The sequence below is a fragment of the Devosia enhydra genome, from assembly GCF_900119845.1.
Taxonomy (GTDB): domain Bacteria; phylum Pseudomonadota; class Alphaproteobacteria; order Rhizobiales; family Devosiaceae; genus FPKU01.
The window spans coordinates 1,138,290-1,164,472 of record NZ_FPKU01000002.1; the positions used below are offsets into that span (position 1 = coordinate 1,138,290).

The 26,183-nt window shown below is 66.5% G+C and carries 21 protein-coding genes and 1 rRNA gene; 19 read left to right on the forward strand and 3 right to left on the reverse strand.

The genetic code is table 11. The features are described from left to right. Positions 1–279: 279 nt before the first annotated feature. The 5 genes from BT183_RS14590 to BT183_RS14610 all read left to right on the forward strand — a co-directional run bounded on the left by BT183_RS14590 (position 280) and on the right by BT183_RS14610 (position 4,180). A complete protein-coding gene (locus BT183_RS14590; RefSeq protein WP_143145817.1) occupies positions 280–1,287 on the forward strand; it encodes a peptidylprolyl isomerase in 1,008 nt (335 codons plus the stop codon). Positions 1,288–1,448: 161 nt separating this feature from the next. Further along, the gene (argJ, locus tag BT183_RS14595; protein ID WP_072344467.1) at positions 1,449–2,684 is read left to right on the forward strand and encodes a bifunctional glutamate N-acetyltransferase/amino-acid acetyltransferase ArgJ; all 1,236 of its coding nucleotides are present in this window, start codon (positions 1,449–1,451) and stop codon (positions 2,682–2,684) included. After that, positions 2,684–3,430, forward strand: a complete 747-nt coding sequence (locus BT183_RS14600; RefSeq protein ID WP_072344469.1) for a GNAT family N-acetyltransferase — start codon at positions 2,684–2,686, stop codon at positions 3,428–3,430. The genes argJ and BT183_RS14600 overlap by 1 nt, the downstream gene beginning before the upstream one ends. Beyond that, positions 3,427–3,870: a (deoxy)nucleoside triphosphate pyrophosphohydrolase gene (locus tag BT183_RS14605; RefSeq protein ID WP_425290572.1), complete on the forward strand. Its 444-nt coding sequence runs from the start codon at positions 3,427–3,429 to the stop codon at positions 3,868–3,870. The genes BT183_RS14600 and BT183_RS14605 overlap by 4 nt, the downstream gene beginning before the upstream one ends. 91 nt (positions 3,871–3,961) lie before the next feature. After that, entirely contained in the window at positions 3,962–4,180 is a 219-nt protein-coding gene (locus tag BT183_RS14610; RefSeq protein WP_072344473.1) for a Flp family type IVb pilin, read from the forward strand. A 24-nt stretch (positions 4,181–4,204) separates the two neighbouring features. Here the strand turns inward: BT183_RS14610 and BT183_RS14615 are convergent, their stop codons facing one another. Then, entirely contained in the window at positions 4,205–5,074 is an 870-nt protein-coding gene (locus tag BT183_RS14615) for a hypothetical protein (protein WP_072344476.1), read from the reverse strand. A 69-nt stretch (positions 5,075–5,143) separates the two neighbouring features. On the opposite strand from BT183_RS14615, the gene BT183_RS14620 reads away from it, so the two are divergent. From BT183_RS14620 to BT183_RS14635, 4 genes are all read left to right on the forward strand, one after another. Next, a complete protein-coding gene (locus BT183_RS14620; protein ID WP_072344479.1) occupies positions 5,144–5,947 on the forward strand; it encodes a ComF family protein in 804 nt (267 codons plus the stop codon). Positions 5,948–6,028: 81 nt separating this feature from the next. Beyond that, positions 6,029–6,283, forward strand: coding sequence for a glutaredoxin 3 (gene grxC / locus BT183_RS14625; protein ID WP_072344482.1), 255 nt, complete (start codon positions 6,029–6,031; stop codon positions 6,281–6,283). Between the two features lie 6 nt (positions 6,284–6,289). Further along, positions 6,290–7,141: a carbon-nitrogen hydrolase family protein gene (locus BT183_RS14630; protein WP_072344485.1), complete on the forward strand. Its 852-nt coding sequence runs from the start codon at positions 6,290–6,292 to the stop codon at positions 7,139–7,141. Continuing rightward, positions 7,138–7,563, forward strand: a complete 426-nt coding sequence (locus BT183_RS14635) for a DUF1178 family protein (RefSeq protein WP_072344488.1) — start codon at positions 7,138–7,140, stop codon at positions 7,561–7,563. The genes BT183_RS14630 and BT183_RS14635 overlap by 4 nt, the downstream gene beginning before the upstream one ends. A 1,046-nt stretch (positions 7,564–8,609) precedes the next feature. Here BT183_RS14635 and ubiG read toward each other — a convergent pair. After that, a complete protein-coding gene (ubiG, locus tag BT183_RS14640) occupies positions 8,610–9,389 on the reverse strand; it encodes a bifunctional 2-polyprenyl-6-hydroxyphenol methylase/3-demethylubiquinol 3-O-methyltransferase UbiG (RefSeq protein ID WP_425290573.1) in 780 nt (259 codons plus the stop codon). 123 nt (positions 9,390–9,512) lie between these two features. Between ubiG and BT183_RS14645 the strand changes: the two genes are divergently transcribed. From BT183_RS14645 to BT183_RS14685, 9 genes are all read left to right on the forward strand, one after another. Continuing rightward, complete coding sequence (locus BT183_RS14645; RefSeq protein ID WP_072344893.1) at positions 9,513–10,775, forward strand: aspartate kinase; 1,263 nt, start codon at positions 9,513–9,515, stop codon at positions 10,773–10,775. Positions 10,776–10,845: 70 nt separating this feature from the next. After that, complete coding sequence (ptsP, locus tag BT183_RS14650; protein WP_072344494.1) at positions 10,846–13,110, forward strand: phosphoenolpyruvate--protein phosphotransferase; 2,265 nt, start codon at positions 10,846–10,848, stop codon at positions 13,108–13,110. A gap of 81 nt (positions 13,111–13,191) precedes the next feature. After that, positions 13,192–14,268: a peptide chain release factor 1 gene (gene prfA, locus BT183_RS14655; protein WP_072344497.1), complete on the forward strand. Its 1,077-nt coding sequence runs from the start codon at positions 13,192–13,194 to the stop codon at positions 14,266–14,268. 32 nt (positions 14,269–14,300) lie between these two features. Further along, the gene (prmC, locus tag BT183_RS14660; RefSeq protein WP_244545341.1) at positions 14,301–15,122 is read left to right on the forward strand and encodes a peptide chain release factor N(5)-glutamine methyltransferase; all 822 of its coding nucleotides are present in this window, start codon (positions 14,301–14,303) and stop codon (positions 15,120–15,122) included. Positions 15,123–15,680: 558 nt separating this feature from the next. Then, on the forward strand, positions 15,681–16,658 hold the full coding sequence (locus tag BT183_RS14665; RefSeq protein ID WP_072344501.1) for a DUF4167 domain-containing protein: 978 nt from the start codon (positions 15,681–15,683) through the stop codon (positions 16,656–16,658). A gap of 130 nt (positions 16,659–16,788) precedes the next feature. After that, positions 16,789–17,934 carry a glycosyltransferase family 87 protein gene (locus tag BT183_RS14670; RefSeq protein WP_072344502.1) on the forward strand — a complete coding sequence of 382 codons (1,146 nt, stop codon included), beginning with the start codon at positions 16,789–16,791 and terminating at the stop codon, positions 17,932–17,934. A 172-nt stretch (positions 17,935–18,106) separates the two neighbouring features. Continuing rightward, a complete protein-coding gene (gene clpB, locus BT183_RS14675; RefSeq protein WP_072344505.1) occupies positions 18,107–20,728 on the forward strand; it encodes an ATP-dependent chaperone ClpB in 2,622 nt (873 codons plus the stop codon). 162 nt (positions 20,729–20,890) lie between these two features. Beyond that, positions 20,891–22,729, forward strand: a complete 1,839-nt coding sequence (locus tag BT183_RS14680) for a methyl-accepting chemotaxis protein (protein ID WP_244545342.1) — start codon at positions 20,891–20,893, stop codon at positions 22,727–22,729. Between the two features lie 164 nt (positions 22,730–22,893). Further along, positions 22,894–23,238, forward strand: a complete 345-nt coding sequence (locus BT183_RS14685; protein ID WP_072344507.1) for a VOC family protein — start codon at positions 22,894–22,896, stop codon at positions 23,236–23,238. Positions 23,239–23,260: 22 nt separating this feature from the next. Here the strand turns inward: BT183_RS14685 and BT183_RS21175 are convergent, their stop codons facing one another. Next, positions 23,261–25,237: a M23 family metallopeptidase gene (locus tag BT183_RS21175; RefSeq protein ID WP_143145818.1), complete on the reverse strand. Its 1,977-nt coding sequence runs from the start codon at positions 25,235–25,237 to the stop codon at positions 23,261–23,263. A gap of 839 nt (positions 25,238–26,076) precedes the next feature. Here BT183_RS21175 and BT183_RS14695 point away from each other — a divergent pair. Next, positions 26,077–26,183: ribosomal RNA gene (locus tag BT183_RS14695) — 16S ribosomal RNA — on the forward strand; the annotation flags it as partial.

The following is a 26,183-nucleotide window of genomic DNA, read 5'->3' on the forward strand; positions in this document are numbered from 1 at the left end:
TCGTGTCCTTACACTCTTGTGAGCCAGGCGGCGTCGCAGCGCAAACGCCCGGCGGGGCGGCGGGTTCAAAGCCCCGTCATGCAGGCGTTGCGACATGTAAGAGCCCCACCTTGGCTTGTCAACGCCGCCAAAATCGGCCAAACCAGCGCCTCGCGTCAGGTGGGGGCTTGGCGGGAAGCCGGTGGCGCTGCCTTGCGGCGGCCTGCCCCCGAGCCAATGACAACGAAGGATGCGCCGGCCGATGCTGCCGAGATGCGTCTGGTCAAGGAGATGGACTTCATGACGAACCGATCCCTCAGCCCGTCGCGCGTGCTGCGCGGCCCCCTCGGCACGGCCCTCAAGGCCCTCCTGGTGGCTGCCAGCGCGCTTGTCGTGGCCCCCGCCGCCCTGGCGCAGGGCACCGATGCGCCGGCCAATGCCACGGCGCCGGCAGAGACCGCGCCCGCCGCTCCGGCTGCCCCGGCCGAGATCGATCCCAATGCGGTGGTCGCCACCGTGGGCGACGAGACCATCACCGAGGCCGATCTCGCTTTCGCCGCCGAGGATCTGGGCGAGGACATCGCCGGGGTGCCGCCCGCCGAGCAGCGCGCCTTCCTCTTGTCGATGCTCATTGACATGAAGGTGATGGCCCAGGGCGCCCGCGAAGCCGGCATGGCCGATACGGAGCTCTTCAAGCGCCGCCTCGCCTATCTCGAGCAGCGCGCGCTCTACCGCGCCTTCTTCTCCGAGCAGATCAACGCGGCCGTGACGCCCGAGGCGGTGCAGACCGCCTATGAGGCCTTCATCGCCGATATCGAGCCGCAGGAGCAGGTGCGCGCCAGCCACATTCTCGTGGAAACCGAGGACGAGGCCAAGGCCGTGATCGCCGAGCTCGAGGGCGGCCGTCCCTTCGAAGAGGTGGCGCGCGAAAAGTCGATCGATCCGGGTGCCGCCAATGGTGGGGATTTGGGCTTTTTCAGCGCCGGCATGATGGTGCCGCCGTTTTCGGAAGCCGCTTTCGCCCTCAGCGAGCCGGGCCAGCTTTCGGCCCCGGTGCAGAGCCAGTTTGGCTGGCACGTGATCAAGCTCGCCGAAAAGCGCACCGCTCCGCCCCCGTCGATCCAGCAGGTGGCGCCGCGCCTCCAGCAGATGCTGGTGTTCGAGGCCTATAACAATGTCGTGGTGCCCCGTAAGGACGCCACCAGCATCGACATTCCCGATGCCGCCCTGGCCGCGCAGGTCGAGGCCCTTGGCGAAACCGAGGAAGCGGCTGCCGAAGCCGCTGCGGCCCCGGCCAACAGCCAGTAAGCTGTCCATCCCACGCCATGATGGCCCCCCGCCCGGGGGGCCATTTTCTTTTGTGCCCTCACGATCGGGGGCCGGATTTTTGGGCCCGGCCCGCTACGCGGCCTTGCGCCTGCCGCACCTTTGCGGCAGAGGGTCCTGACCACTCCGCTAAAGGTTGCGCCATGGCCGCTCACCCGGTTTCGCCTCTTGCCCCCGCCACCTATCCCGAACTGCCGGCCATTCCGGGCGTGCGCTTCGCCACGGCCGAGGCCGGCATCAAGTACAAGAACCGCACCGACGTGCTGTTGTGCACCTTCGAGCCCGGTACCGTGGTCGCCGGCGTGCTGACGCGCTCGAAATGCCCTTCGGCCGCCGTCGACTGGTGCCGCGAGCATCTTGCGGGCGGCGCGGCGCGGGCGCTGCTGGTCAATTCGGGCAATGCCAATGCCTTTACCGGCCGCAAGGGCCGCGAGGCGGTGGCGCTGTCGGCACAGATCGTCTCGGATGCGCTGGGCGTGCCCGAGGAGACGATCTTCCTGGCCTCCACCGGTGTCATCGGCGAGCCCCTGCCGGCCGAAAAATTCGCCGGGGTTACCGATGCGCTGGTCTCGCGCCAGGCCGAGGGTCCGTGGATGGATGCCGCCAAGGCGATCATGACCACCGACACCTTCCCCAAGCTCGCCAGCGCCACGGTGGAGTTCGACGGCGTCGAAGTCTGCATCTCGGGCATCGCCAAGGGCTCGGGCATGATCGCGCCCGACATGGCCACCATGCTCTCCTTCGTCTTCACCGATGCCCCGATCGCCCCCGAACTCCTGCAGCGCCTGCTGCAGCCGGCCATCGATATGAGCTTCAACGCCGTGACGGTGGACAGCGATACCTCCACCTCCGACACCTGCCTCGTCTTTGCCACCGGCAAGGCCCCGATCGCGCCCATCACCACGGCGGCCGATCCGCGCGCGCAGGTCTTTGCCGATGCGCTCTTTGATGTGCTGCATGCCCTTGCCATCCATGTGGTGCGCGATGGCGAAGGCGCCACCAAGATGGTCTCGGTCAATGTCGAGGGCGCAACCGATGATGCGAGCGCCAACCGCATCGCCCGCTCGATCGCCAATTCTCCGCTGGTCAAGACCGCCATTGCCGGGGAAGACGCCAATTGGGGCCGCGTGGTGATGGCCGTCGGCAAATCCGGCGAGCCGGCCGACCGCGACCTGCTCTCGATCCGCTTCGGCGACCTCGTGGTGGCCGAGGCCGGCGAGCGCGCCGCAGGCTACGACGAAGCCGCCACCAGCGCCTACATGAAGGGCGAGGACCTTTCGATCACCGTCGATATCGGGCTCGGCCAGGGGCGGGCGACCGTCTACACCTGCGACCTCACCCATGGCTATATCAGCATCAATGGCAGCTATCGCTCCTGATGGGTCCTGATGCCATCGCGGCAATCGATGCGGCCGGCCTCGTCCTTTGGCCGGCCCTTGAGACCATCGATGCGGGCATCTGGCACTGCCGCTTTGCCGAAGGCTTCACCCGCCGGGCCAATTCGATCTGTGTAGGGGATGCGGCGTCCGCTGACACTCCCCTTCACGGGCTGGCCGAGGCTGCCGCGCTTTATGGCGAAAGGGGCATCGCCCCGGCCTTTCGTGCCACCCCGCTGACCCCGCCCGGGGTCATCGCCCTGCTCTCCGCATCCGGCTGGATCGAGGCCGAAACCGTTGCCGTCATGGCGATGTCCCTTGTCGCGCCGCTCGGCGCGCTACCGGCGGACATCACCCGACACGACCCGCGCGACAAAAATTTCCAGGCGGCACAGGCGAAGCTCTGTGGTTACACGGCGCGTCAGGCCCATACCCTGTCGCGCATGCTGGCGCGCCTTCCAGGTCCCGCCGCAGGGCTCCTGATCCGCATTGACGGCGAGCCTCTCGGCACCGCGCTCGTCGCACTTGACCGCGATATCGCCTATGTCTTTTCGGTCGCCGTGGCGCCCGAGGCGCGGGGCAGGGGGCTTGGGCGCGCGCTCATGCAGGGCGCGCTGGCTTTTGCGGCAGACACCGGCGCCACGACCTGCGCGCTTCAGGTGGTGCCCGAAAACCATGTCGCTCGCGGGCTCTATTTGGGTCTCGGCTTTGCCGATCTTTATTCCTACACCTACTGGACCGCCCCATGACCGACAGCGCCATGACCGACCCCGCCATCACCGACAGCGCGAAAAAGCTCGTGCTCGTCGTTGCCTGCGCCCTTGTCGACGCCGACCGGCGGGTGCTGATCGCCCAGCGCCCCGAGGGCAAGGCCATGGCCGGGCTCTGGGAATTCCCCGGCGGCAAGGTCGAGCCCGGCGAAACGCCTGAGGAGGCGCTGATCCGCGAGCTGCGCGAGGAACTGGGGGTGGACACCAAGACGGCGTGCCTCGCTCCCTTAAGTTTTGCCAGCCATTCTTACGAGAATTTTCACCTCCTGATGCCACTCTATGTCTGTCGGCGCTGGCAGGGGCTGCCGCAACCGCGTGAACATGTCGCCCTCAAATGGGTGCGTCCGCAGCGGTTGCGCGAATTCTCCATGCCCGAGGCCGACCTGCCGCTGATCGCGCCGCTCTGCGATCTGCTCTAGGGGGCTTTCCGTCTCGAGGGGAAGCTGCGGCGATCATCCGGTGGAAGGGGCTGCGCCGCAGGCGCGCCCGGCAGGGAGGCCGTGCCGACCGATGGTGCAGGTGGTAAGACGGTTTCTCCGCGACGAGCGCGGGGCCACGGCCATCGAATATGGCCTGCTCGGCATTCTCGTGGGCGTGGGGGCCATCGTCGCCTTCACCACGCTCGGCGACAATCTCAGCCTGATGTTCGGCACGAGCGAAGGCGGCATCAGCGCCGCGATGCAGAATTCGTTGACGGCCAATGCCGAAGCCATGGGCGGCGGCCAGTAGCTGACATTCGCGCCGCGTCCGGGCTCAGTCCGATGATGACCCGCGCGCCCGCGACAGCGCATCCTTGAAGCTGATGGTGGCGCTGCCCGGTCGCAGCGGCTTGGGCTGGCTCTCATGCGGGGCCCAGCCGGAAAACCAGATGATCTCGAGCGTAGCGCCCACCCGGCCATCGGCATCGCCGGCCAGGTCGGCATAGCGCGCCAGCGCCTCTGCCAGCAGCGATCGCGTCATCGGCCGGCGCGGCCGTTCGCGCAGCGGATTGGCCGCTCCCAGCGCCTTGACCTCGCGCATCAGTGCCAGCGGATCGGCATAGCGCACCCGGTGGGTCTCGATATCGGCCACCGGCAGGGCCAGCCCGGCGCGCTGCAACAGCCCGGCCGCCTGATCGAAGGCAATCATCGGGGCGACCCGCGCAAAGGCGCCATCGAAGGCGGCGCTTTCGGCCGCAATGAAGGCGGCGCGCAGCTCTTTGAGGCTTTCTCCACCCAGCGCCGCCGCCAGCAGCAGCCCGTCGGGCGCCAGATGCGCCCGGGCCCGCGCAAGAAAGCCGGGCACGTCCTCGGCGATCTGCAGGTCAAAGAGCGAGACGATGAGATCATAACCCGTCTCGGGCAGCGTCAGCGGCTCGGTGGGCAGCAGCGGCACGCCTTCGACCGGCACCAGCGTCGACATACGCTCAAACGCGATGGGCCCGCCTCCGCTGAGACCGCGGGTCGGAAAAAACCGCGGATCGGGCCCGATGATGGCGGCGCGCGAAAAGACGTGCCGGGTCGCCATCAGGCGCTCGCCCAGATCATCGAGCACCATCGCGGTGACGAAATCGGGGCCATCAGCATCGCGCCGGCTCAGCCTGCGGGCGATCGCCGTCCTGTCGAAAAGTCCCGCCTCGGTCATTGCCCGTCCTCGCTTGCCGGCCCGCCGCCCGGGCTTGGTGCCGCCGCCGGTTCGTGCCAGGATGCCGATATGGAGGGCGAGGCGCACGAAGTCAAAGCCGCAGGCAGTGCAGTCCGGGGCGGGCGTCTTGCCGCCGGCATGCGGGCGCTGGGCCGCGCCGTGCTCGACCAGCTCTATCCGCCCGTCTGCCTCGTCTGCGATGCGGCCATCGCTGATCCCGACGCCATTTGCGCCGCCTGCTTTGCCCGGCTGCGCCCGATTACCCGGCCCTTCTGCCCGGTGCTGGGCCTGCCCTTCGAGGTGCCGATGGGCCCCGAGGCGCGCTCGGCCGAGGCCATCGCCCATCCACCGCCCTTCGATCGGGCCCGATCGGCGGTGCTCTACAACGGCATCGCGCGCGGGCTCGTGAGCCGGCTCAAATATGGCGACCGGCCCGAGATCGCCCGGCTCTGCGCCCGGCTGATGGCGGCGGCGGGCCGCGAATTCTGGTCCGAAAAGCCGCTGCTCGTACCCGTTCCCCTGCATCGCGGACGGCTTTTTGCGCGGCGCTTCAACCAGTCCGCCGAGCTTGCGCGCGAGGTGGCGAGGATCACCGGGCTCGACTGCGATCATCGCCTCGTCATTCGCCGCCGGCCCACCCGCCATCAGGTCGGGCTTTCGGGCGATCAGCGCCGACGCAATCTCGAGGGCGCCTTCGCGCTCGCCCCCGATGCGCTGCGGCGGCTGTCGGGCCGGCCGGTGGTGCTCATCGACGATGTCATCACCACCGGGGCCACCGTGCGCACCATCGCCCGCGTGCTTAAACGCGGCGGGGTCGAGCGCATCGATGTGCTGAGCTTTGCCCGTGTCGTCATCGGGGCGGAAACGGATTGATCATCGGCCCGGGCCAGCACGAGGCTTGCCCCGCCGCGCGACCTTGCCCATATAGTTCTGGCCGAAAGCCCGGAGCATTCCATGGCCAAGATCGAGATCTACACCACCCCGACCTGCCCGTATTGCCACGCCGCCAAATCCCTTTTGGCGCAAAAGGGCGTCGCCTATGACGAGATCGATGTGCTCGATCCCGAAATCCGCGCCGCCATGACCCAGCGCGCCAAGGGCCGCCGCACCGTGCCGCAGATCTTCATCGGGGAAACCCATGTCGGGGGCTATGACGACATGGCCGCGCTCGATCGCAGCGGCAAGCTCGATCCCCTGCTCGAGGCCTGATCGCTGATGACCCTCCGCATCGCCGCCCTGCAGATGTGCTCGGGCACCGAGCCCGGGCCCAATCTCGATGCGCTCGAGGCCCTCGTCGCCGAGGCCGTCGCGGGCGGGGCGCGCTATGTGCTGTCGCCCGAGGTCACGGTGGTGTTTGCGGAAAACCGCGAGGGCCTCGCCGATGTCGCGGGCCCGTGGGAGGGCAATCCGGCCATCGCCCGGGTTTCGGCCATGGCGGCCCGGCACAAGGTTCACCTGCATCTGGGTTCCCTCGCCGTGGCGCTGCCCGACGGGCGCTTCGCCAACCGCTCCGTGCTGTTTTCGCCTGAGGGCGAAATCCTTGCCACCTATGACAAGGTGCATCTTTTCGATGCCACCCTGCCGGGCCTTAAGAATTATCGCGAGAGCGAGACTTATCGCGGCGGCGACCGGGCGGTGCTGGCCGAGGGTCCGGGCGTGAAGCTCGGGCTCACCATCTGCTACGATGTGCGCTTTCCCCGCCTCCATCGCTCCCTCGCCGAGGCTGGCGCCCAGCTTATCGCCGTGCCGGCCGCCTTCACGGTGCCGACCGGCGAGGCGCACTGGCATGTGCTCCTGCGCGCCCGCGCCATCGAGACGGGCTGCTTTGTCATCGCCGCCGCGCAGGCCGGCACCCATCCCAATGGCCGGCGCACCTATGGTCATTCGATGATCATCGATCCGTGGGGCAGGGTGGTCGCCGAGGCCGATGGCGAGACGGTCGGGCCCGTCTTTGCCGATATCGATCTTGCCGCGATCGACGAGGCGCGCGGCAAGGTGCCGGCGCTCGAGAATGCCCGCGATTTCATCCTGCCCACCGCGCCGGAGGCCGAAAGGCAGGCATCGTGATCACCTATACCCTTTCCTGCGCCGCCGGCCATCGCTTCGATGGCTGGTTCCGCTCCGCCGACGCCTTCGAGGACCAGCGCGTGAAGGGCGTCCTCACCTGTCCCGATTGCGGATCCGCCTCGGTGGACAAGGCCATCATGGCCCCGTCTGTCGCCCGGCGCGACACCGGCCGCATGCCGGTCTCCGCCGGCCACCCCGACCAGGCCACCATTCTCGCCGCCATGCGGGCGCTCAAGCGCAAACTGATGAGCGAAGCCGAAAATGTCGGGGACCGCTTCGCCGAGGAAGCCCGCAAGATTCATTTCGAGGAAGCCGATCCCCGCGGCATCTACGGCCAGGCCACCCCCGATGAAGCCCGCGCCCTCGCCGAAGAAGGCATCCCCTTCATGCCCCTCCCCGACCTTCCCGAAGAGCAGAACTGAGGGGGCAACCGGGTCAGCGCTTCGGGAGAGCCCTCCGTCGCTCCCCACCCCCAGAATCCTTTCTGCCCACCCCGGCGGCATTCACTTCCCACCCCCGGCGGCATTCACGCGAAAGCGGGAATCCAGTCTTAATTTCAGCACCTTGCGGAATTCAGCGCTTGCCGCCAAGGCCCCCTCACCCGGCGCTACGCGCCGACCTCTCCCCCAAAGGGAGAGGTGGTGAAGAGCCGCTCGCACAGCGCCTGCGCAGGCCACCCCTTACCTCTCCCTTCGGGGGAGAGGTCGGCCGCAGGCCGGGTGAGGGGGCCTTGCCGCTTGCGCGATCTCGAGGCGGCCACCAACCACCACCCATCACTCCCCACCCAGGGCGTCATTCCCACGAAAGCGGCAATCCAGCTTTTATTTCAGCACCTTGCGGAATTCAGCGCCTCTGGGTGCGCGAGCCTTGGGAGTTCCGACGGCTCTGGGTCCTGGCCCCCCCTGACCGCGCCTCAGTAGTCCTCATCCTGAGGAGGGGCGGAGCCCCGTCTCGAAGGACGAGGACGTGCACGCTGTGAACCCGGACCTCGTCCTTCGAGACGCCCCTGTCGGGGCTCCTCAGGATGAGGGCCTCTCGACCTTACTTGCGGGGCTGTCGAAGATCGGCCGAGGAGCCTGTGCTCCCCCAAAGGGAGAGGTGGTGAAAAAGCTGCTTATGCAGTGCCTGCGCAGGCCCTACCTCTTCCTTCGGGGGAGAGGTCGGCCGCAGGCCGGGTGAGGGGGCCTTGCCGCTTGCGCGATCTCGAGGCGGCCACCAACCACCACCCATCTCTCCCCACCCACGACGTCATTCCCGCGAAAGCGGGAATCCAGTCTTAATTTCAGCACCTTGCGGAATGCAGCGCTTGCCGCCAAGGCCCCCTCACCCGGCGCTACGCGCCGACCTCTCCCCCAAAGGGAGAGGTGGTGAAAGAGCCGCTTATGCAGTGCCTGCGCAGGCCACCCCTTACCTCTCCCCCAGGGGAAGAGGTGAAGAGGGTCCCGCAGCTTCGCGCTCCCACCACCCCTCACCCCCGCTCCGCCAAGAGCATATAATTCACCCCTGTATCCGCGCTCTTTTTCCAGGCGTCCTCGAGGGGGTGGAAGACCACGCCGATCTTTTCGGCCACGCGCAGCCCGTTGCGCGTTACCAGCGCCGAGACCTCGTCGGGGGTGATGAACTTCTTCCAGTCATGGGTGCCGCGCGGCAGCCAGCGCAGCACGTATTCGGCGCCCACAATCGCCAGCGCATAGGCGCGCGCGGTGCGGTTGATAGTGGCCACCAGCATCATGCCGCCGGGAGTCACCATGTCGCTGGCGCTCTTCATGAACAGCGGCACATTGTCCACATGCTCGATCACTTCCATGTTGAGCACGATATCGAATGTCGCCCCCGAGGCCGCTATCGCCTCGGCCGTCTCGGCGCGATAGTCGATATCGAGCCCCGACTGCTCGGCATGCAGCCGCGCCACCGCGATGTTGCGCTCGGCCGGATCGATACCGGTGACGCTCGCCCCGAGCCGGGCGAGGGGTTCGCACAAGAGCCCGCCGCCGCAGCCGATATCGAGCACCCTCAGCCCTTCGAGCGGGCGGCGCGCATGGCCGTCGCGCCCGAAGCGCGCCAGTGCCTTTTCGCGGATATAGGTGAGGCGCACGGGGTTGAACTTGTGCAGCGGTTTGAACTTGCCGCTGGGGTCCCACCATTCCTCGGCCATGCGGGTGAACTTGGCGATCTCGTCGGGGTTGATGGTGGTGTCGCTCATCTCAGGCTCCCTGTGTCGGCCCCTAGATACGCCGCGGGGGCCCATGTGGTCCACCTTTGGCGTAAAGCGGCCCGAGCCGGTTGAATGTCGGTCGCCTTTGTGGCATGCAGCCGGCCGCAGTCAACCAGCATTCCCGCGGCGATCGCCGCGCGGGTTCGGGGAATTTCCGTGGCACGCATCGTCCTCAAGTTCGGCGGCACGTCGGTTGCCGATGTCGATCGCATCCGGCAGGCGGCGCGCCACGTCAAGCGCGAGATCGAGGCCGGCAACCAGGCCTGCGTCGTGGTTTCGGCCATGTCGGGCAAGACCAACGAGCTCGTCGCCTGGTGCCGCCAGGCCGCGCCGCTCCATGATGCGCGCGAATATGATGCCGTGGTCGCCTCGGGCGAGCAGGTCACCGCCGGGCTCATGGCCATCGTGCTCTCGGAGATGGGCATTCCCTCGCGCTCCTTTGCCGGCTGGCAGGTGCCCATCCATACCGACGACGCCCATGGGGCGGCGCGCATCACCGGCATCGATGCCACCGAGCTCGACAAGCGGATGAACGAGGGCTGGGTGCCCGTCATCACCGGCTTCCAGGGCGTGTCGCCTTCGGGGCGCATCACCACGCTCGGCCGGGGCGGCTCGGATACCTCGGCGGTTGCCGTGGCCGCGGCCGTGGGTGCCGATCGCTGTGATATCTACACGGATGTGGATGGCGTCTACACCACCGATCCGCGCATCGTGCCGCGCGCCCGCCGCATGAACAGGATCTCCTTCGAGGAGATGCTGGAAATGGCGTCGCTGGGCGCCAAGGTGCTGATGATCCGCTCGGTGGAGCTGGCCATGGCCCAGAAGGTGCGCCTTGTGGTGCGCTCGACATTCGACGATCCGGAGGCCCCGCAGATCGGGCCGGATGGAGCCCCCGGCGTGCCGGGCACGCTGGTTTGCGACGAGGACGAGATCATGGAAAAGCAGATCGTATCGGGGGTGACGCTCGCACGGGGCGAAGCCAAGATCACCTTGCGCGGCGTCAAGGACAAGCCGGGCGTCGCCGCCTCGGTGTTCGGCGCCCTGGCCGACGAATCGATCGTGGTGGACATGATCGTGCAGAACATCTCCGATGATGGCGCGGTCACCGACATCACCTTCACCGTGCCCGATGCCGAATATGACAAGGCCGTGCGCACCCTCGAAAAGGCCAGCGCCATCGAATACGAAAAGCTGGCCGGCTCCAAGGGCGGCGCCAAGATTTCCGTGGTGGGGGTGGGCATGCGGTCGCATGCCGGGGTAGCAGCCTCGATGTTCAAGGCCCTGGCCGACAAGGGCATCAACATCCAGCTCATCACCACGTCCGAGATCAAGACCTCGGTACTGATCGATGATCAGTATGCCGAACTTGCGGTGCGGGCGCTGCATACTTATTACGGACTGGACAAGCCAGAGGCCTGAGCCGCGTCCCCTTATGGCAGGGGCGGCGAGAGGGCCGGAAAGGGGCGGCCCCCGGGCCGCGATTGAGCCGATGCCCACAGCGATCAGCGGTCCGCGCGTGTTGCTGCGGCAATTGCGGGAGACGATGGCCGAGCCGCTCGCGGCGCAGGATCGGCTCGACAAGATCGTCAACCTGATCGCCCAGAACATGCATGCCGATGTGTGCTCGTTCTATGTGCTGCGCGACGATGGCGCGCTCGAACTCTTCGCCACGCGCGGCCTCAAGGCCGAATCGGTGCACATGACGACGCTGCGGCTGCGTGAGGGTCTCGTCGGCCTCATCGCCGCAGAGGCCGAGCCGCTCAATCTCGAAAACGCCTCCGAGCATCCCGCCTTCGCCTATCGCCCCGAAACGGGCGAGGATCCCTACAACGCCTTTCTGGGCGTGCCGGTGCTGCGCGCCGGCCAGACCCTGGGCGTGCTGGTGGTCCAGAGCATCAGCCGCCGCGTCTTTTCCGAGGACGAGAGCGAGGCGCTGCTGACCACCGCGACCATCCTCGCCGAGATGATCGCCACCTCCGATTTCGACCAGCTGATCAAGCCGGGCTCCGATATCGACCTCAGGCGGCCGCGCACCTTCCAGGGCTCGAGCTTTTCGGAAGGCATCGCGCTGGGGCATGTGGTGCTGCACGATCCGCGCGTCGTGGTCACCAATTTCATTGCCGAGGACACCGAGGCCGAACGGCGCCGGCTCGAGGAGGCGCTCGCCACCATGCGCGTCTCCATCGACGCCATGCTCGAGCGCGGCGACATGCAGCCCTCCACCGATCATCGCGAGATCCTCGAGACCTATCGCATGTTCGCCAATGACCGGGGATGGGTCGACCGTCTTGTCGAGGCGATCGACAACGGGCTGACCGCCGAGGCTGCCGTCGAGCGTGTGCAGAACGATACCCGCGCCCGCATGATGCGCCAGACCGACCCCTATATCCGCGAGCGCCTGCACGATCTCGACGATCTGGCCAACCGGCTGCTGCGCGTGCTCACCGGCGACCACCAGGGCATCGGCCGCAACCTGCCCGAAAACGCCATCCTCGTGGCCCGCAACATGGGGCCGGCCGAACTGCTCGAATATGACCGCACGCGCCTGCGCGGCCTCGTGCTCGAGGAGGGGGGATCGACGAGCCACGTCGCCATCGTCGCCCGCTCGCTCGGGCTCGTGGCCGTGGGGCAGGCCGAGAACATCGTCTCGATGTCCGAGAGCGGGGACGACATCATCGTGGATGGCTCGGCCGGCAAGGTGCTGTTGCGCCCCACTCCCGATGTCGAGCAGACCTATGTCGACAAGGTGCGGCTCTCGGCCAAGCGCCGCGCCCAGTATGCCGCGCTCAAGCACCGCCCCGCCATCACGCGCGACGGGGTCGAGATCACGCTGCTACACAATTCCGGGCTCGTGGCCGATTTGCCGATGCTCGACGAGACCGGCGCCGAGGGCGTCGGGCTCTTCCGCACCGAACTGCAGTTCATGATCGCCTCCAAGCTGCCGCGGCTGGGCGAGCAGGTCTCGCTCTATCGCGAGGCGATGCGGCTCGTGGGCGACAGGCCGATCGTCTTCCGCCTCCTCGATATCGGAGGCGACAAGGTCATCCCCTATCTGCGCGCCCAGCACGAGGAAAACCCCGCCATGGGCTTCCGCAGCCTGAGGCTGGCGCTCGAGCGGCCGGGGCTGTTGCGTACCCAGATCCGCGCGCTCCTGATGGCCGCCGAGGGCCGGCCGCTGCGCATTCTCGTGCCCATGGTCACCGAGGCGGCCGAATTCCGCCAGACCCGGCGCGAGGTGAAAAAGGAAATCGAGCGCCTGCGCCGCGCCGGCGAGAAGGTCCCCGAATCGGTGGCGCTCGGCGCCATGGTCGAGGTGCCCTCGCTGCTCTTTGAGCTCGACCGGGTGCTGCCCGAGGCCGATTTCGTCTCGATCGGGTCCAACGACCTCATCATGTTCCTCACCGCCGCCGACCGCGCCAATCCGCGCGTCTCCAAGAGCTACGATCCCATCGGGCTGCCGCGCCTCCGGGCCCTCAAGCTGGTGGTCGACGCGGCGCGCAAGCACAACGTGCCCATCACCATGTGCGGGGAGCTGGCCGGCCGGCCCATGGAGGCCCTCGCGCTCATGGCCATCGGCATGACGCGGCTCTCGATGAGCCCGCCCTCGATCGGCCCGATCAAGGAGATGGTGCTCGGGGTCGATCTGGCGCCCATCCAGCATGCGGTGGGCGAGGCGCTGGCCGAGGGCGCCGAGGAGGTGCCCATCCGCTCGCTGTTGCAGGATTGGGCCGATCGCCAGAAGCTGCCGCTCTGAACTATCGTTTGATCGCGGTTCCGGCCCGGCGGCCTTCTTCCGCCCGGCCCGGAACGGCCAGCACCGTTTGAGACATTTGGTATGAGTGCACTGCCCCAGGATAAGCTCGCCGCTCTGGAAAAGCGCTTCGACAGCGTCGAGGCGGCGCTGGCGGCCGGGCCCGATCCCGAGGACTTCGTCCGCCTCTCCAAGGAATATGCCGAGCTCGAACCGGTCGTCACGCCCATCAAGGCCTATGTGAAGCTGCGCGCCGACCTGGCCGATGCCGAGGCGCTCAGCGCCTCCTCCGACAGGGAAATGGCCGAGATGGCCGCCCTCGAGATCGAGGAGCTGCGCCCCCGCATCGAGGCCATGGAAGCCGATATCCGCATCCTGCTCCTGCCGCGCGACGCCGCCGACGACAAGAACGTCATCCTCGAAGTGCGCGGCGGCACCGGCGGCGACGAGGCGGCGCTGTTTGCCGGCGATCTCATGCGCATGTACCAGCGCTATGCCGACCTGCGCGGCTGGAGCTTCACCCTCATGGAAGCCAGCCCCGGCGAGGCGGGCGGCTACAAGGAGGCGGTGGCCAATATTTCGGGCAAGGGCGCCTATGCCCGGCTCAAATTCGAGAGCGGCGTGCACCGGGTGCAGCGCGTGCCGGCCACCGAGGCCTCGGGCCGCATCCACACCTCGGCCGCCACCGTCGCGGTGCTGCCCGAAGTCGAGGATATCGATATCGATATCCGCAACGAGGATATCCGCATCGATACCATGCGCTCCTCGGGCGCCGGCGGCCAGCACGTCAACACCACCGATTCGGCGGTGCGCATTACCCATTTGCCCACCGGCATCGTCGTCACATCGTCGGAAAAGAGCCAGCACCAGAATCGCGCCACCGCCATGAAGGTGCTGCGCGCCCGGCTCTACGAAGCCCAGCGCGAGGCGCGCGACAGCGCCCGCTCCGAGGCCCGGCGCGAGCAGGTAGGCTCGGGCGATCGCTCCGAGCGCATCCGCACCTATAATTTCCCGCAGGGCCGGGTCACCGACCACCGCATCAACCTCACGCTCTACAAGCTCGAAAAAGTCGTGGCCGGAGACGCGCTCGACGAACTGATCGATGCGCTCATCACCGAGCATCAGGCGACCCTGCTCGCCGCGATGGAGGGGCGCTCCTGAGCCCGATCACCATCGGGGCGGCATGGCGCAAGGTGCGCGATCGCTTCCGCGCTGCCGCCATCGATACTCCGGAGTTAGACGCACGACGCCTCGCCGAGGCTGCCTTCGGCTGCACCGCCCTGGCGCTCTATACCAACGAGCATGAGCCGGCCGACCCCGATGCGCTGGCCCGTCTCGAGGCTTTCGCGCAGCGGCGGATCGCCGGCGAGCCGGTGAGCCGCATCCTCGGGGTCAAGGCCTTCTGGGGGCTCGATTTTTTGCTGTCCCCCGAGACGCTGGTGCCCCGGCCCGAAACCGAGATGCTGGTGCGCCGCGGCCTCGAGCGGCTCGAAGGCAAAGCGCGCCCGCGCCTCCTCGATCTGGGCACGGGCACGGGCTGCATCGCCATCGCGCTCCTGCATGAGTGTCCCGATGCGCAGGCCATGGCGGTCGACCTGTCGCCCGGAGCCCTTGAAACCGCTCGCGAAAATGCCGCCCGCCATGGGGTGGCCGACCGGCTCGATCTGCGTCTGGGCTCCTGGTTCGAGCCCATCGCGCTGGGCGAGCGCTTCGATCTCGTCGTCTCCAACCCGCCCTATATCGCCGACGCCGAGCGGCCCGCTCTGTCGGTCGAGGTGCGCGATCACGATCCCCATCTCGCTTTGTTCGGCGGGCCCGATGGGCTCGAACCCTATCGCATCATCGCGGCCGAACTGGCCCGCCACCTCAAACCCGGCGGGCTCGGGCTGTTCGAGATCGGCCACAGCCAGGGGCCGACCGTGAGGGCGATTCTGGCGGCGGCGGGCTTTTCGCAGATCGCGGTCGCGCGCGATCTCGAGGATCGCGACCGCATGGTGGTCGTCACCGCGACCTGACGCTCAAGCATTGGCGTGCGCAGCCCCTGCCATTGTCCTTGCCGCCATCCTTCGGCCATGGCGCGGGGACAATGAAGGGGCGCCCGGAAATTTGCTCTTGGAAGTTGAGGCCGAACCGGCTAGTTTACCGGGGCTGTCAAGCGGCGCATGGAGTGGCGCCAGGGTGACGGCCACCCGCTCTTCGTTGCAGCCGCATTGCGCGGCACAGGCCAACCGGGCCGCGCCCGGTCCCCGACGATGAGCCACAAGTGGTTCAACCTCACAGCCTCTTGGATCGTCAGCGGACCGTTTCATCGGCCCGTCGACTCCGGGGTCGTATATTGCATCGGCGTGGCGGAGGACCGATCCCGTACACGGTGACTACGTGGTGTGGCCTCAAGGCCAGTTGGCTGGCTGCACGGATGGATCGAAGCGGTATTGGGCATCGCGCAGCGAGCCGCCACTTCGCATGATTTGGCCGGATGGCCGGACCCGTTCGCGGGTTCCGGTGCATGACCGGTCGCAACGCCGCCGCGGGCGAAAGGGCCCGGGGAGCATTTCCAAGGCGCAAGCGAGACGATGAGACCTAACCAGAACAGCAATAACAAGAACCGCTCACGCGGGCGCAGCAACAACAACAATGGCGGGCGCAAGCACCTCAATCCGCTGAACCGGAGCTTCGAAAGCAACGGGCCGGACGTGAAGCTGCGCGGCAATGCCGCCCACATCGCCGAAAAATACGTGCAGCTGGCGCGCGATGCGCAGGCTTCGGGCGACTCGGTGATGGCGGAGAATTATTTCCAGCACGCCGAACATTATTTCCGCATCATCTCGGCGGCCCAGCCGCAGGGCGTCGTGCGGTCCGACCAGTATGGTCAGGATTACGATCAGGATGATTACGACGGCGAGGAGTCCGAGCCCGTCGATCCCCTGGCTCAGCATGCCCAGCGCCCGCCCCAGCAGGAGCAGGGCGAGGCCCGCGCCGACCGTCAGGATCGCGGCGACCGTCAGGATCAGCGTCAGGACCGTCAGCAGGAGCCGCGCCAGGATCGCCAGGAGCGTTTCCCGCGCGGCGATCGTCAGGACCGTCAGAATGACCAGCGCCAGGATCGGCCCGAGCGTCAGGACCGGTCCGAGCGATCTGAGCGTTTTGATCGGCCCGAGCGCCAGGAGCGTCAGGATCGTCCGGAACGCAGCGCCGAGGATCGACCCGTCGAGGCTGCCGCCGAGCCGGATCGGGCCGAGCGCAGCGAAGCGCCGGGCCGCCGTCGTCGCGAACGTCGCGTGCCGCTGGCTGCCGCCGACGGTGGCGAGGCCCAGCCCGACCTGGCTTCTGCGCCGCAGCCCAGCGTTGATGTGCCGGTGAGCGACGCTGCTCCGGTCCAGCCCGCGCCGGCCCAGCCGGCCGAGGCTGCGCCCGTCGAAGCCGAGGCCAAGCCGCGCCGCACCCGCCGCCGCGTCGTCCGCGATGCCGCCCCCGAAGGGCAGGATGGCGAGCCGAGCCCCGAGCTTCCGGCCTTCCTCACCGCCGGTGGCACCGCCAACGCGGCTGAGTGATCCGGCGCGACATGAAGTCCTGAACGAGAAGGGCCGGGTCATCCCCGGCCCTTCTGCTTTTTGAGGTCCGGAGCGCTGGTTCGGTCGGCTGTCGTCCCTTATCCTTGCGCCGAGAGGCAGGGGAATCGCGATGCAGCAGCAGGGTCAGGGCATGCGTCGCGCCTTGCTGGCGCTCGGCATCCTGCATCTCGTCTGGTTCGTGTTTTCCCGCTGGGGCGAGACCGCCGGCATTTCCGGCCTCCTCTATGCCGATGGCCGGCCGGTGGGCGGAGATTTCATCAACCTCTGGACCACGGGTCGCCTCATCCTCTCGGGCCGGATCGGCGAGATCTACAATCCCGAGGCCTTCATGGCCGCCGAGATCGCCATGACCGGCGCGCCCATCGGCCTCCGCCTCTGGGCCTATCCGCCCCATTCGCTGCTGCTCGCCGGGCCGTTCGGGCTCTTTAGCTTCTATGCGACGCTGCTGGTCTGGTCGGTTCTGGGGCTTCTCATCCTCTGGCTCGGCGCCCGCCGCTTCGGCTTTTTCCCGCTCGAATGCGCCGTGCTGCTCCTCTCGCCCGCCTCGGTGCTCAATGTCTATTATGGGCAGACCGGCAATTTCGCCGCCGGGCTCATGCTGCTGGCCCTTTCATCCCGGTCGAAATCCGATGTCCTCCCTCCGGTCGCGGCCGCGCTTTTGACCATCAAGCCGCAGGCCGGGTTCCTGCTGCCGCTGCTCTGGCTCATCGAGAGGCGCTGGCGCGCCATCCTCATTGCCGGGGGCCTGACCCTCGGGTTCGCGGGGCTGTCGCTGGCGATCTTCGGGGTGCCCACCTGGCTCTCCTGGCTCGGCGAAACGGTCCCACGACTCGAGCGTCTGGAAAAGCACGGTTCGGGCCCGTTCATGACCATGATTCCATCGATTTTCATGGGCCTGCGTGTTGTCGGCGTGGAGGGCGAACTGGCCTTTCTGCTCCATTGGGCCGCTGCCGGCCTCATCGCCGTTTTCCTTGTCTGGCGCCTGGTTTACGTCAGCGATCCCCGTCGGCGCGCCGCCCTCGTCCTTGTGGGGGCAACTTTGATAACCCCTTACATCCACAACTACGATCTGGGCCTGCTGCTTGCCGGGGCCCTCATCGTCTCGCGGCGCCTGCCGCCAGCGCCCTTGTCCTCGGCCACCCCGGCGACCTTCCTTCTCATCGCCTGGGCCTTGCCGCACCTTGTCGAAATTCTCGGCCGGGCGGGAATTCCCCTGTCCCCGCTGCTGGTTCTGCCACTTCTCCTCCTGGCCTGATTGGCCTTTGATCCTGCGCAAGGCGCCCGGCACTTTTCGGCGCAGAATCCGTTCCTATATCTTGCCCAGGGCCAAATGCGCTGCAGCGCGGGCAAGTCGGCCAAACCAGCGTCTTCGCTGCCTTTTTCGGTGCCTTCGGGGCCGGACCGGGCAGGCGGAAAAGGAGAGTGCAATGAATATCGAAAAATATACCGAGCGGGCACGCGGCTTCATCCAGAGCGCGCAAAACGCTGCGCTGGGCAAGGGCCACCAGCAGTTCTCCCCGGTCCACCTTTTGAAGGTCCTGCTCGATGATTCGGAGGGCATGGCGTCCGGCCTCATCGAACGCGCCGGCGGCGATCCCAAGGCCGCCCGCGCCGGCGTCGAAGCCGCCCTCGCCAAGATCCCCCGAATCACCGGCGACGCCGGCCAGCTCTATCTCAGCCGCGAGCTGGCGCGCGTCTTCGACACCGCCGAATCGGCGGCTCAGAAGGCCGGGGATAGTTTTGTTGCCGTGGAGCGTCTGCTGCTTGCCCTGACCATCGAGAAGGACACCGACGCGGGCAAGGTACTCGCCTCGTCCGGCGTTACGCCTCAAGGGCTTAACCAGGCTATCGACGCGATCCGCAAGGGCCGCACTGCCGATTCGGCGTCGGCCGAAAACGCCTATGATGCGCTCAAGAAATATGCCCGCGACCTCACCGCCGACGTGCGCGCCGGCAAGCTCGATCCGGTCATCGGCCGCGACGAGGAAATCCGCCGCACCATCCAGGTCCTCTCGCGCCGCACCAAGAACAACCCCGTGCTGATCGGTGAACCCGGCGTCGGCAAGACCGCGATCGCCGAAGGCCTCGCCATCCGCATCGTCAATGGCGATGTGCCCGAATCGCTCAAGAACAAGGCGTTGATGTCGCTCGACATGGGCGCGCTGATCGCGGGTGCCAAATATCGCGGTGAATTCGAGGAGCGCCTCAAGTCCGTTCTTGGCGAGATCGAAAGTGCAGACGGCGAGATCATCCTCTTCATCGATGAGATGCACACGCTTGTCGGCGCCGGAAAGGCCGATGGCGCAATGGATGCTTCCAATTTGCTGAAGCCTGCCCTCGCGCGCGGCACGCTGCATTGCGTCGGCGCGACGACGCTCGATGAATACCGGAAATATATCGAGAAGGACGCGGCGCTCGCCCGTCGCTTCCAGCCCGTCTATGTCGATGAGCCGACGGTGGAGGACACCATCTCCATCCTCCGGGGATTGAAGGAGAAATACGAGCTGCACCACGGCATCCGGATCTCAGATTCGGCGCTGGTCTCTGCCGCGACCCTCTCGAACCGCTACATCACCGACCGCTTCCTTCCCGACAAGGCCATCGACCTGATGGACGAGGCCGCCGCCCGCATGCGCATGGCCGTCGACTCCAAGCCCGAAGCCCTCGACGAACTCGATCGCCGCATCATGCAGCTCAAGATCGAGCGCGAAGCCTTGAAGAAGGAAACCGACGACGCCTCCAAGACGCGCCTCGACCGTCTCGAGCAGGAACTGGCCGGGCTCGAGGAGCAGGCCCAGGGCCTGTCGCAGAAATGGCTGGCCGAAAAGGAGCGCCTGCAGGGCAGTCAGAAGCTCAAGGAAGAGCTCGACAAGGCCCGCTCCGAGCTCGAAATCGCCCAGCGCAAGGGCGATCTGGGCCGAGCCGGCGAGCTGGCCTATGGCGTCATTCCCGATCTCGAACGCCGTATCCGCTCGGCCGACGACCCGGACGGCGATGGCAAGCCCGACCAGGCGATGGTCGAGGAGGTCGTGCAGCCCACCCATATCGCGCAGGTCGTCTCGCGCTGGACCGGCATTCCGGTCGATCGCATGCTCGAGGGTGAGCGTGACAAGCTGATCCGCATGGAGCAGGTGCTCGGCGCTCGCGTCATCGGGCAGTCCGAGGCGGTCGAGGCTGTATCCAAGGCCGTGCGCCGGGCTCGCGCCGGGTTGCAGGATCCCAACCGGCCGATCGGCTCGTTCATGTTCCTCGGGCCCACGGGCGTGGGCAAGACCGAACTCACCAAGGCTCTGGCGCAGTTCCTCTTCGACGATGAGACGGCGATGGTCCGGCTCGATATGTCGGAGTTCATGGAAAAGCACTCGGTCGCACGCCTCATCGGCGCGCCTCCGGGCTATGTGGGCTATGACGAGGGTGGTGTGCTGACCGAGGCGGTGCGTCGGCGGCCCTACCAGGTCGTGCTGTTCGACGAAATCGAGAAAGCGCATCCGGATGTGTTCAACATCCTCTTGCAGGTTCTCGACGATGGTCGGCTGACGGATGGCCAGGGGCGGACGGTGGATTTCCGCAATACGCTCATCATCCTCACCTCCAATCTGGGCGCCGATTATCTCGCTGCGCTTCAGGATGGCGAGTCTGTGGAACTGGTGCGCGGCAAGGTGCTCGACGCGGTGAAGGCGGCTTTCCGGCCGGAATTCCTCAACCGCATCGACGAGATCCTGCTGTTCCACCGGCTTGGCCGCGAGCATATGGGGGCTATCGTCGACATCCAGTTCGGCCGGCTCACGAGCCTGCTCAAGGAGCGTGATATCCGGCTCAGCCTGACGCCCGGCGCTCGCGAGTGGCTGGCGCGCGAGGGCTACGATCCCGCCTATGGCGCGCGGCCCTTGAAGCGCGTCATGCAACGCACCATCCAGGACCAGCTGGCCGAAGAAATTCTCGGTGGGCGGATTCCGGATGGTTCGGAGGTGCAGGTCGAAGCCGGTGAAGACGGGCTCCGTGTCGTGCCCGTGATCGAAGGCGAGCTGGTGACGCCCGCCGCGGCCTGATTTGACGAGGGAGCCGGCTCCGGTCGGCTCCCTCCGTTTCTTCAGAAGTCGATGCCATGGGCCGGGTCGCGCGAGGCGATTTTCGCTCTCCTGACCAATTGGTTACGTAATCTTAGGCATGCCGTAGGTAGGTTTCCTCGACGCTTCCGAGGATCACCGACCGTGCCCATTTCCATCGTTTCCGCCCAGCGCGCAGTCCAGGCCCGGACGGATCGCACCCTCGTTGAAGCGCTCGACCGGGTGCAGCCCTTGCTCGCCTTTTCGGCCAATGGCACGCTCTTGTCCGCCAACAGCGCGGCAGAGGCGCTGTTCGGGCTCGCCTCCGAAGACATCGGCCATCTCGATCATGGTCGCCTGACGCTCTCGGACGCCGCGCATTCGGACGAAGCTGCGGCCCTATGGCGCGAGCTTTGCGCGGGCGTGCCCAAGACTGGGCAGTTTCGCCGGATGACCAAGGCCGGACGACCGATCTGGATCGGCGGTTCCTATGTTCCCGTGACCGGAGCGAAGGGCCGGATCGAGCAGATCGTGCTGATCGCCGCCGACATCACCGAGGACAGGCTGCGCAGCGCCAATGCTGACGGGCAACTGGCCGCTGTCGAGCGGGCCCAGGCGGTGATCGAATTCACCCTGACGGGCGAGGTGATCACCGCCAACGACAATTTTCTCAAGGCGATGGGCTACACGCTGCCCGAAATCGCCGGCCGACATCATCGCATGTTCGTCAATCCGGCCGATGCCGCGAGCCCGGGCTATGCCGCGTTCTGGGAAAGGCTGGCGCGTGGCGAGTATTTTGCCGCCGAGTACCGGCGCATCGGCAAGGATGGCAGGGAGGTCTGGATCCAGGCCTCGTACAACCCGATTTTCGACCTCGAAGGCCGGCCCTTCAAGGTGGTGAAATACGCAACCGACGTGACGGCGCGTCGCGAAGCGGTCAATCTGCTCGGTCACGGTCTCGACCGCCTGGCAGGCGGCGACCTGACGCAGCGTGTGACGACGCCGTTCCCCGCCGAGATCGAGCCGTTGCGCGTCGCGTTCAACAATTCGCTCGAAAATTTCGCCGGCATCGTCGAACGCCTGCAATCGACATCCGGGACGCTGAAGACCGCGACTGCCGAAATCCTGTCCGGCGCCAACGATCTGTCGCATCGCACCGCGCGCCAGGCCGCGGCGATCGAGCAGACGGCGGCAGCCATGCGCGAGCTTGCCGGCACCGTGACCGACAATTCGGCGCGCGCCGACTCGGCGAGCGAAAAGGCCCGGTCTGTCGCCGGCGCCGCCGAAGAAGGCGGTGCCGTGATGCGCCAGGCCAATGCGGCGATGGACCGGATCACGGATTCCTCTACCCGCATTTCCAATATCATCGGGCTCATCGACGACATCGCCTTCCAAACCAATCTTCTGGCCCTCAATGCCTCGGTGGAGGCGGCGCGGGCAGGGGATGCCGGGCGCGGCTTTGCCGTTGTGGCGGTGGAGGTGCGGCGGCTGGCCCAGTCGGCCGCGCAGGCTTCATCCGAGGTCAAGACACTGATCGAGCAATCCTCAGGCGAAGTGCGCACCGGCTCGCGCCTCGTGGCGCAAGCCGCCGAGCGCCTTTCGGCCATGCTCGAGGGGGTGCGGGAAAACAGCGAACTGGTCGACCAGATCGCTCGGGCCAGCCAGCACCAGGCGGCCGCAATTGCCGAAGTCTCCTCGGCGGTGCGTGAAATGGACGAGATGACCCAGCACAATGCCGCACTGGTGGAAGAAACCAATGCGGCCATCGAGCAGACAGAGACGCAGGCCCGCGAGCTCGATCGCGTCGTCGATATCTTCCAGCTCTCGCAAGCCAACACCCCGGCTGCGGCGCGCGAGCCCGCAGTGGCGCGGGCACAGCCGCAGAGGAGCCGACCGGTCGCTCCTCTCGAGAGCGAGCAGCGCGTGGGGTTTGGATCGGGCGCGCACCGGCGTTACCTCGTTGAAGGCAGCGCGGCGCTCGATCCCGACTGGCAGGCGTTCTGACCGCGTCACGCCTTGTGGCGTCGGAGCGCGCCCGAACGCCGGGCGCCAGGTTTGAATGGCCTGAGGTCGGACCCTCATCCCGACCGCGTTTGTGCGACCTCAATCGGAGGGGCTTGACTGGCGAGGCGATTCAACGCCCTATAGAACAAACAAGGAACGAACTCATGCCGCTCACAGCCAAGATCGACTATCTGGAACTGCCCAGCGCGGCGCCGTCCGATACGGCGCGGTTTTTTAGCGACGTGTTCGGCTGGAGCACGATCGATTATGGCCCCGATTACAAGGGGGCGGGTGGCGCGGGTATCGATACGGGCATCGATGGTGCGTCCGATCGCGTGGCTGCGCCGCTGCCGGTGATCCGCACGGATGATCTTGAGGCCGTCGAGGCGCTTGTGATAGCCGCCGGTGGCGAGATCACCCGACCGGCCTTCGACTTCCCCGGTGGTCGGCGCTTTCACATGCGCGTGCCGGGCGGGTTCGAGATGGCCGTCTATGTGGCGCGCGACTAGTCGGTGCTGGCTGCAGGCGGGGTCAGCTACGCGAGTTCTGGCCCATGATCGCTGCGACAGTGACCGGTGCGGGATCGCGCTGCATCAGGTCCTTGATCTGCGCCACGGTCTGCTCGAAGGCCTGCTCGGCGCTCGCCGGCAGCGATTTGTCGCGCGGCAGCTTCACGCTCAGCGGGTCGACGGTGCGACCGTTGACCTTGATTTCGAAGTGCAGGTGATTGCCGGTCGAATTGCCGGTGGAGCCGACATAGCCCACGATCTGGCCCTGGCGCACGCGTGTGCCCGGCTTCATGCCATCGGCGATCTTGTTCATGTGGCCATAGGCGGTTTCGAAGCCGTTGACGTGCCGCAGCTCGACATAACGGCCATAGCCCGAAACCCATTGCGCGCGTTCGACGACGCCGTCGCCCGCCGCATAGATCGGTGTATTGCGCGGCGCGGCCAGATCGATGCCGGAATGCAGGCGGCGCGTCTTGAAGATGGGGTGGACGCGATAGCCGTAGCGGCTCGAAAGCCGGCCGCCACCTTCGACGGGCCGGCGCGTCAGGAAGCGCTTGCCGGTCTGGCCTTCGGTATCGAAGAAATCCACCGTGCCGTCATTGGTGCGGAAGCGATAGAATTCGCGCGTCGTGCTGCCCAGCTTCAAGGCCACATAGAGAAGGTCCTTGCGGCCTTCGGCATTGGGCGCCGTCTGCAGGATCTCGATGGAATCGCCCGGTGCGATCTTGCGGGTCAAGTCGATGTCATAGGCGAACATCGCCACGATGCGCGACGTGGTGGCATCGTCCACGTCATGCTTGCGCGCTGTCTCCCATATGGAGCGGTAGACCGAGGGCAGGTTGTTGACGTTGATTTCCTCGGTATCCTCCTCGGGAAACTCGATGTCGGGAGGAGCGAGCCCAAGAACGTAGGAGCCGCGATCGGTCAGCGCGACGGTCGCCGCATGCTTGTCGATATTGGCGGCATTGTCGTGGAAATAGATCGAGAGCCGGTAGGGAATAAGGCTGTCCGCCACCCGCGATGGCCCGAACAGGATGCGCAGCCGGGCTCCGGAAGGCATGTCGAGCGTGGGCAGGATATTGCGCAGCGTCGCCGAAACCGCCGCCACCATCTGCGGGGTAAAGCCGTTTCGCGAAAGCGTGTCGGCGAGCGGGGTCCGCTCGCGCATGGTCAGAATACGTTCGGTGCGTCCAAGACCGGCATCCTCGGCAGTGGTCGTCTTGGGTACGGCCGTAACGTTCTCGACGACACCGGCCAGCTGACCGTCGCGCGGGGTATCGAGCTCGCGCAGCCGCTGCCCGGTATCGGCATAGGCCAGGGCTTCGTAATCGCCTTCGCCGAAGAGGTTTTCCACCGTGGCCCGGGCGAACTCCGCGGCACTGCGATCCGAGATCAGGCGGGGCGGCACGAGCGTGGCGGGCAGGGCGGCGAGCCGGATCGAGACTTCGCCTTCCACATCGGCGCCGTAAATCTGGGTATTGGCGGCAAGGCCGCTGTCGGCGCCCTCGATAGGGGCGTTGGAATCGAGGATGGCGACCGGGTCATAGGCGGGCACATCGTCCGAGAGCGCCGTCGCAGCGGTCGCAAGCGTAGCGCGGATGCGCACGAAGGGCTGCTTGCGGATCATGTCGCGCCCATCGACGCTTTCGCGGATCGAGGCCTCGACGATCTCGAGCTCGGAGCGGGTCTGCGCCACGGGGCGCATACGGTGGGTCTTGGCCTTGATGCCGGTGACCGTATCGGGCTGCGGTGCCACGATCTGCAACGCCTCATAGGCCGTAGAGAAAGTGTCCTGGCCCTTGAAGGAGACATAAAGAGCCGCGCCCATCAGCAGAACGCTGGTGAGCCCGGTCATCACCGTGCCGGTGAGCCAGGCGAAACTGAGCTCGCGACCATGCGGGATTTCACCGTCGGTCGACTGAACAGTAAGGGCGGGACTATCCTCATAGCCACTGGCCTTGAGCAGAGCCGCCGTACGGTTGCGCTGAGCTGGGTTCACCCTGATCCTGACTGCGTTAGATGCCCCGTTTCCGGCCGCCACGACAGGCCGCCAGAAGGGATGACGCGCGCCCCCGCGCAAGTCAACCCTCAGCGCAGGGTGATGCGGGGCGATTGCGGCGAAACTGGGAATCCTCTGGAGATTGAAAGGCTGCGTTGCACGGCTACCTTATAAGAGCGAGCGCGCATGTCGCAGGTCGAAAAGGGCCTGAAACGGGAAATGCGACGAAGCTGTCATTTTCTTCGTCGAAGCCCGTTGACACTGAAATGGGGTGTCCCTTATAAGCCGGACATCGCTGAGGCGGGGCTGCGGGAACGTGGTTCTGGCGAGGCAAGTGGTTGATCTGGAAGGTAAATTCTGGGTTGGCTGCGAGTACGGCGGGGGAGTTTCGGATGAAACTTTCTGCGGTACGACGGAAAAAGGGTGTTGACAGGCTCTTCGGCCTCGACTAGAACCCGCTGCACTGACGACGCCGAGCGCTGGTCGCTCCCACTGTCGGTGATCTTCTGAAAGGGCAGGATTGCTGCCGGGCAACCGGAGGCAAGATGCTGTTCCCTTAAGGATGTGGAGACTGATGTCTCCGATGACGCCGCCCTTTGAGAGGGATCTGGGGTCAGCTCTTTGACAGTGTGAAGAGAGAAGAAAGAGAAACGTGGACGGCGAGGTTCTTGCGGTCTGATCGAAAGATTGGACGAAGACTTTGATGGGTGCACGTTTCTGAGGAAACACAACCATGGTCGTCGGTTTAGGCCGATGATTTAGGTGTGTGTCCTCGTCAATGTCGCGTCGGAGACGACGCGCACGCAAACGTGCAATCCAGCGACATAAAGTCAGCATTCAAACTTGAGAGTTTGATCCTGGCTCAGAACGAACGCTGGCGGCAGGCTTAACACATGCAAGTCGAACGCCCCGCAAGGGGAGTGGCAGACGGGTGAGTAACGCGTGG

Bases quoted from the DNA above. Each gene is read 5' to 3' on its own strand.
- BT183_RS14590 (WP_143145817.1), top strand. From the start codon at position 280: ATGACGAACCGATCCCTCAGCCCGTCGCGCGTGCTGCGCGGCCCCCTC.
- argJ (WP_072344467.1), top strand. From the start codon at position 1,449: ATGGCCGCTCACCCGGTTTCGCCTCTTGCCCCCGCCACCTATCCCGAA.
- BT183_RS14600 (WP_072344469.1), top strand. From the start codon at position 2,684: ATGGGTCCTGATGCCATCGCGGCAATCGATGCGGCCGGCCTCGTCCTT.
- BT183_RS14605 (WP_425290572.1), top strand. From the start codon at position 3,427: ATGACCGACAGCGCCATGACCGACCCCGCCATCACCGACAGCGCGAAA.
- BT183_RS14610 (WP_072344473.1), top strand. From the start codon at position 3,962: ATGGTGCAGGTGGTAAGACGGTTTCTCCGCGACGAGCGCGGGGCCACG.
- BT183_RS14615 (WP_072344476.1), bottom strand. From the start codon at position 5,074: ATGACCGAGGCGGGACTTTTCGACAGGACGGCGATCGCCCGCAGGCTG.
- BT183_RS14620 (WP_072344479.1), top strand. From the start codon at position 5,144: ATGGAGGGCGAGGCGCACGAAGTCAAAGCCGCAGGCAGTGCAGTCCGG.
- grxC (WP_072344482.1), top strand. From the start codon at position 6,029: ATGGCCAAGATCGAGATCTACACCACCCCGACCTGCCCGTATTGCCAC.
- BT183_RS14630 (WP_072344485.1), top strand. From the start codon at position 6,290: ATGACCCTCCGCATCGCCGCCCTGCAGATGTGCTCGGGCACCGAGCCC.
- ubiG (WP_425290573.1), bottom strand. From the start codon at position 9,389: ATGGGCCCCCGCGGCGTATCTAGGGGCCGACACAGGGAGCCTGAGATG.
- ptsP (WP_072344494.1), top strand. From the start codon at position 10,846: ATGCCCACAGCGATCAGCGGTCCGCGCGTGTTGCTGCGGCAATTGCGG.
- prfA (WP_072344497.1), top strand. From the start codon at position 13,192: ATGAGTGCACTGCCCCAGGATAAGCTCGCCGCTCTGGAAAAGCGCTTC.
- BT183_RS14665 (WP_072344501.1), top strand. From the start codon at position 15,681: ATGAGACCTAACCAGAACAGCAATAACAAGAACCGCTCACGCGGGCGC.
- BT183_RS14670 (WP_072344502.1), top strand. From the start codon at position 16,789: ATGCAGCAGCAGGGTCAGGGCATGCGTCGCGCCTTGCTGGCGCTCGGC.
- clpB (WP_072344505.1), top strand. From the start codon at position 18,107: ATGAATATCGAAAAATATACCGAGCGGGCACGCGGCTTCATCCAGAGC.
- BT183_RS14685 (WP_072344507.1), top strand. From the start codon at position 22,894: ATGCCGCTCACAGCCAAGATCGACTATCTGGAACTGCCCAGCGCGGCG.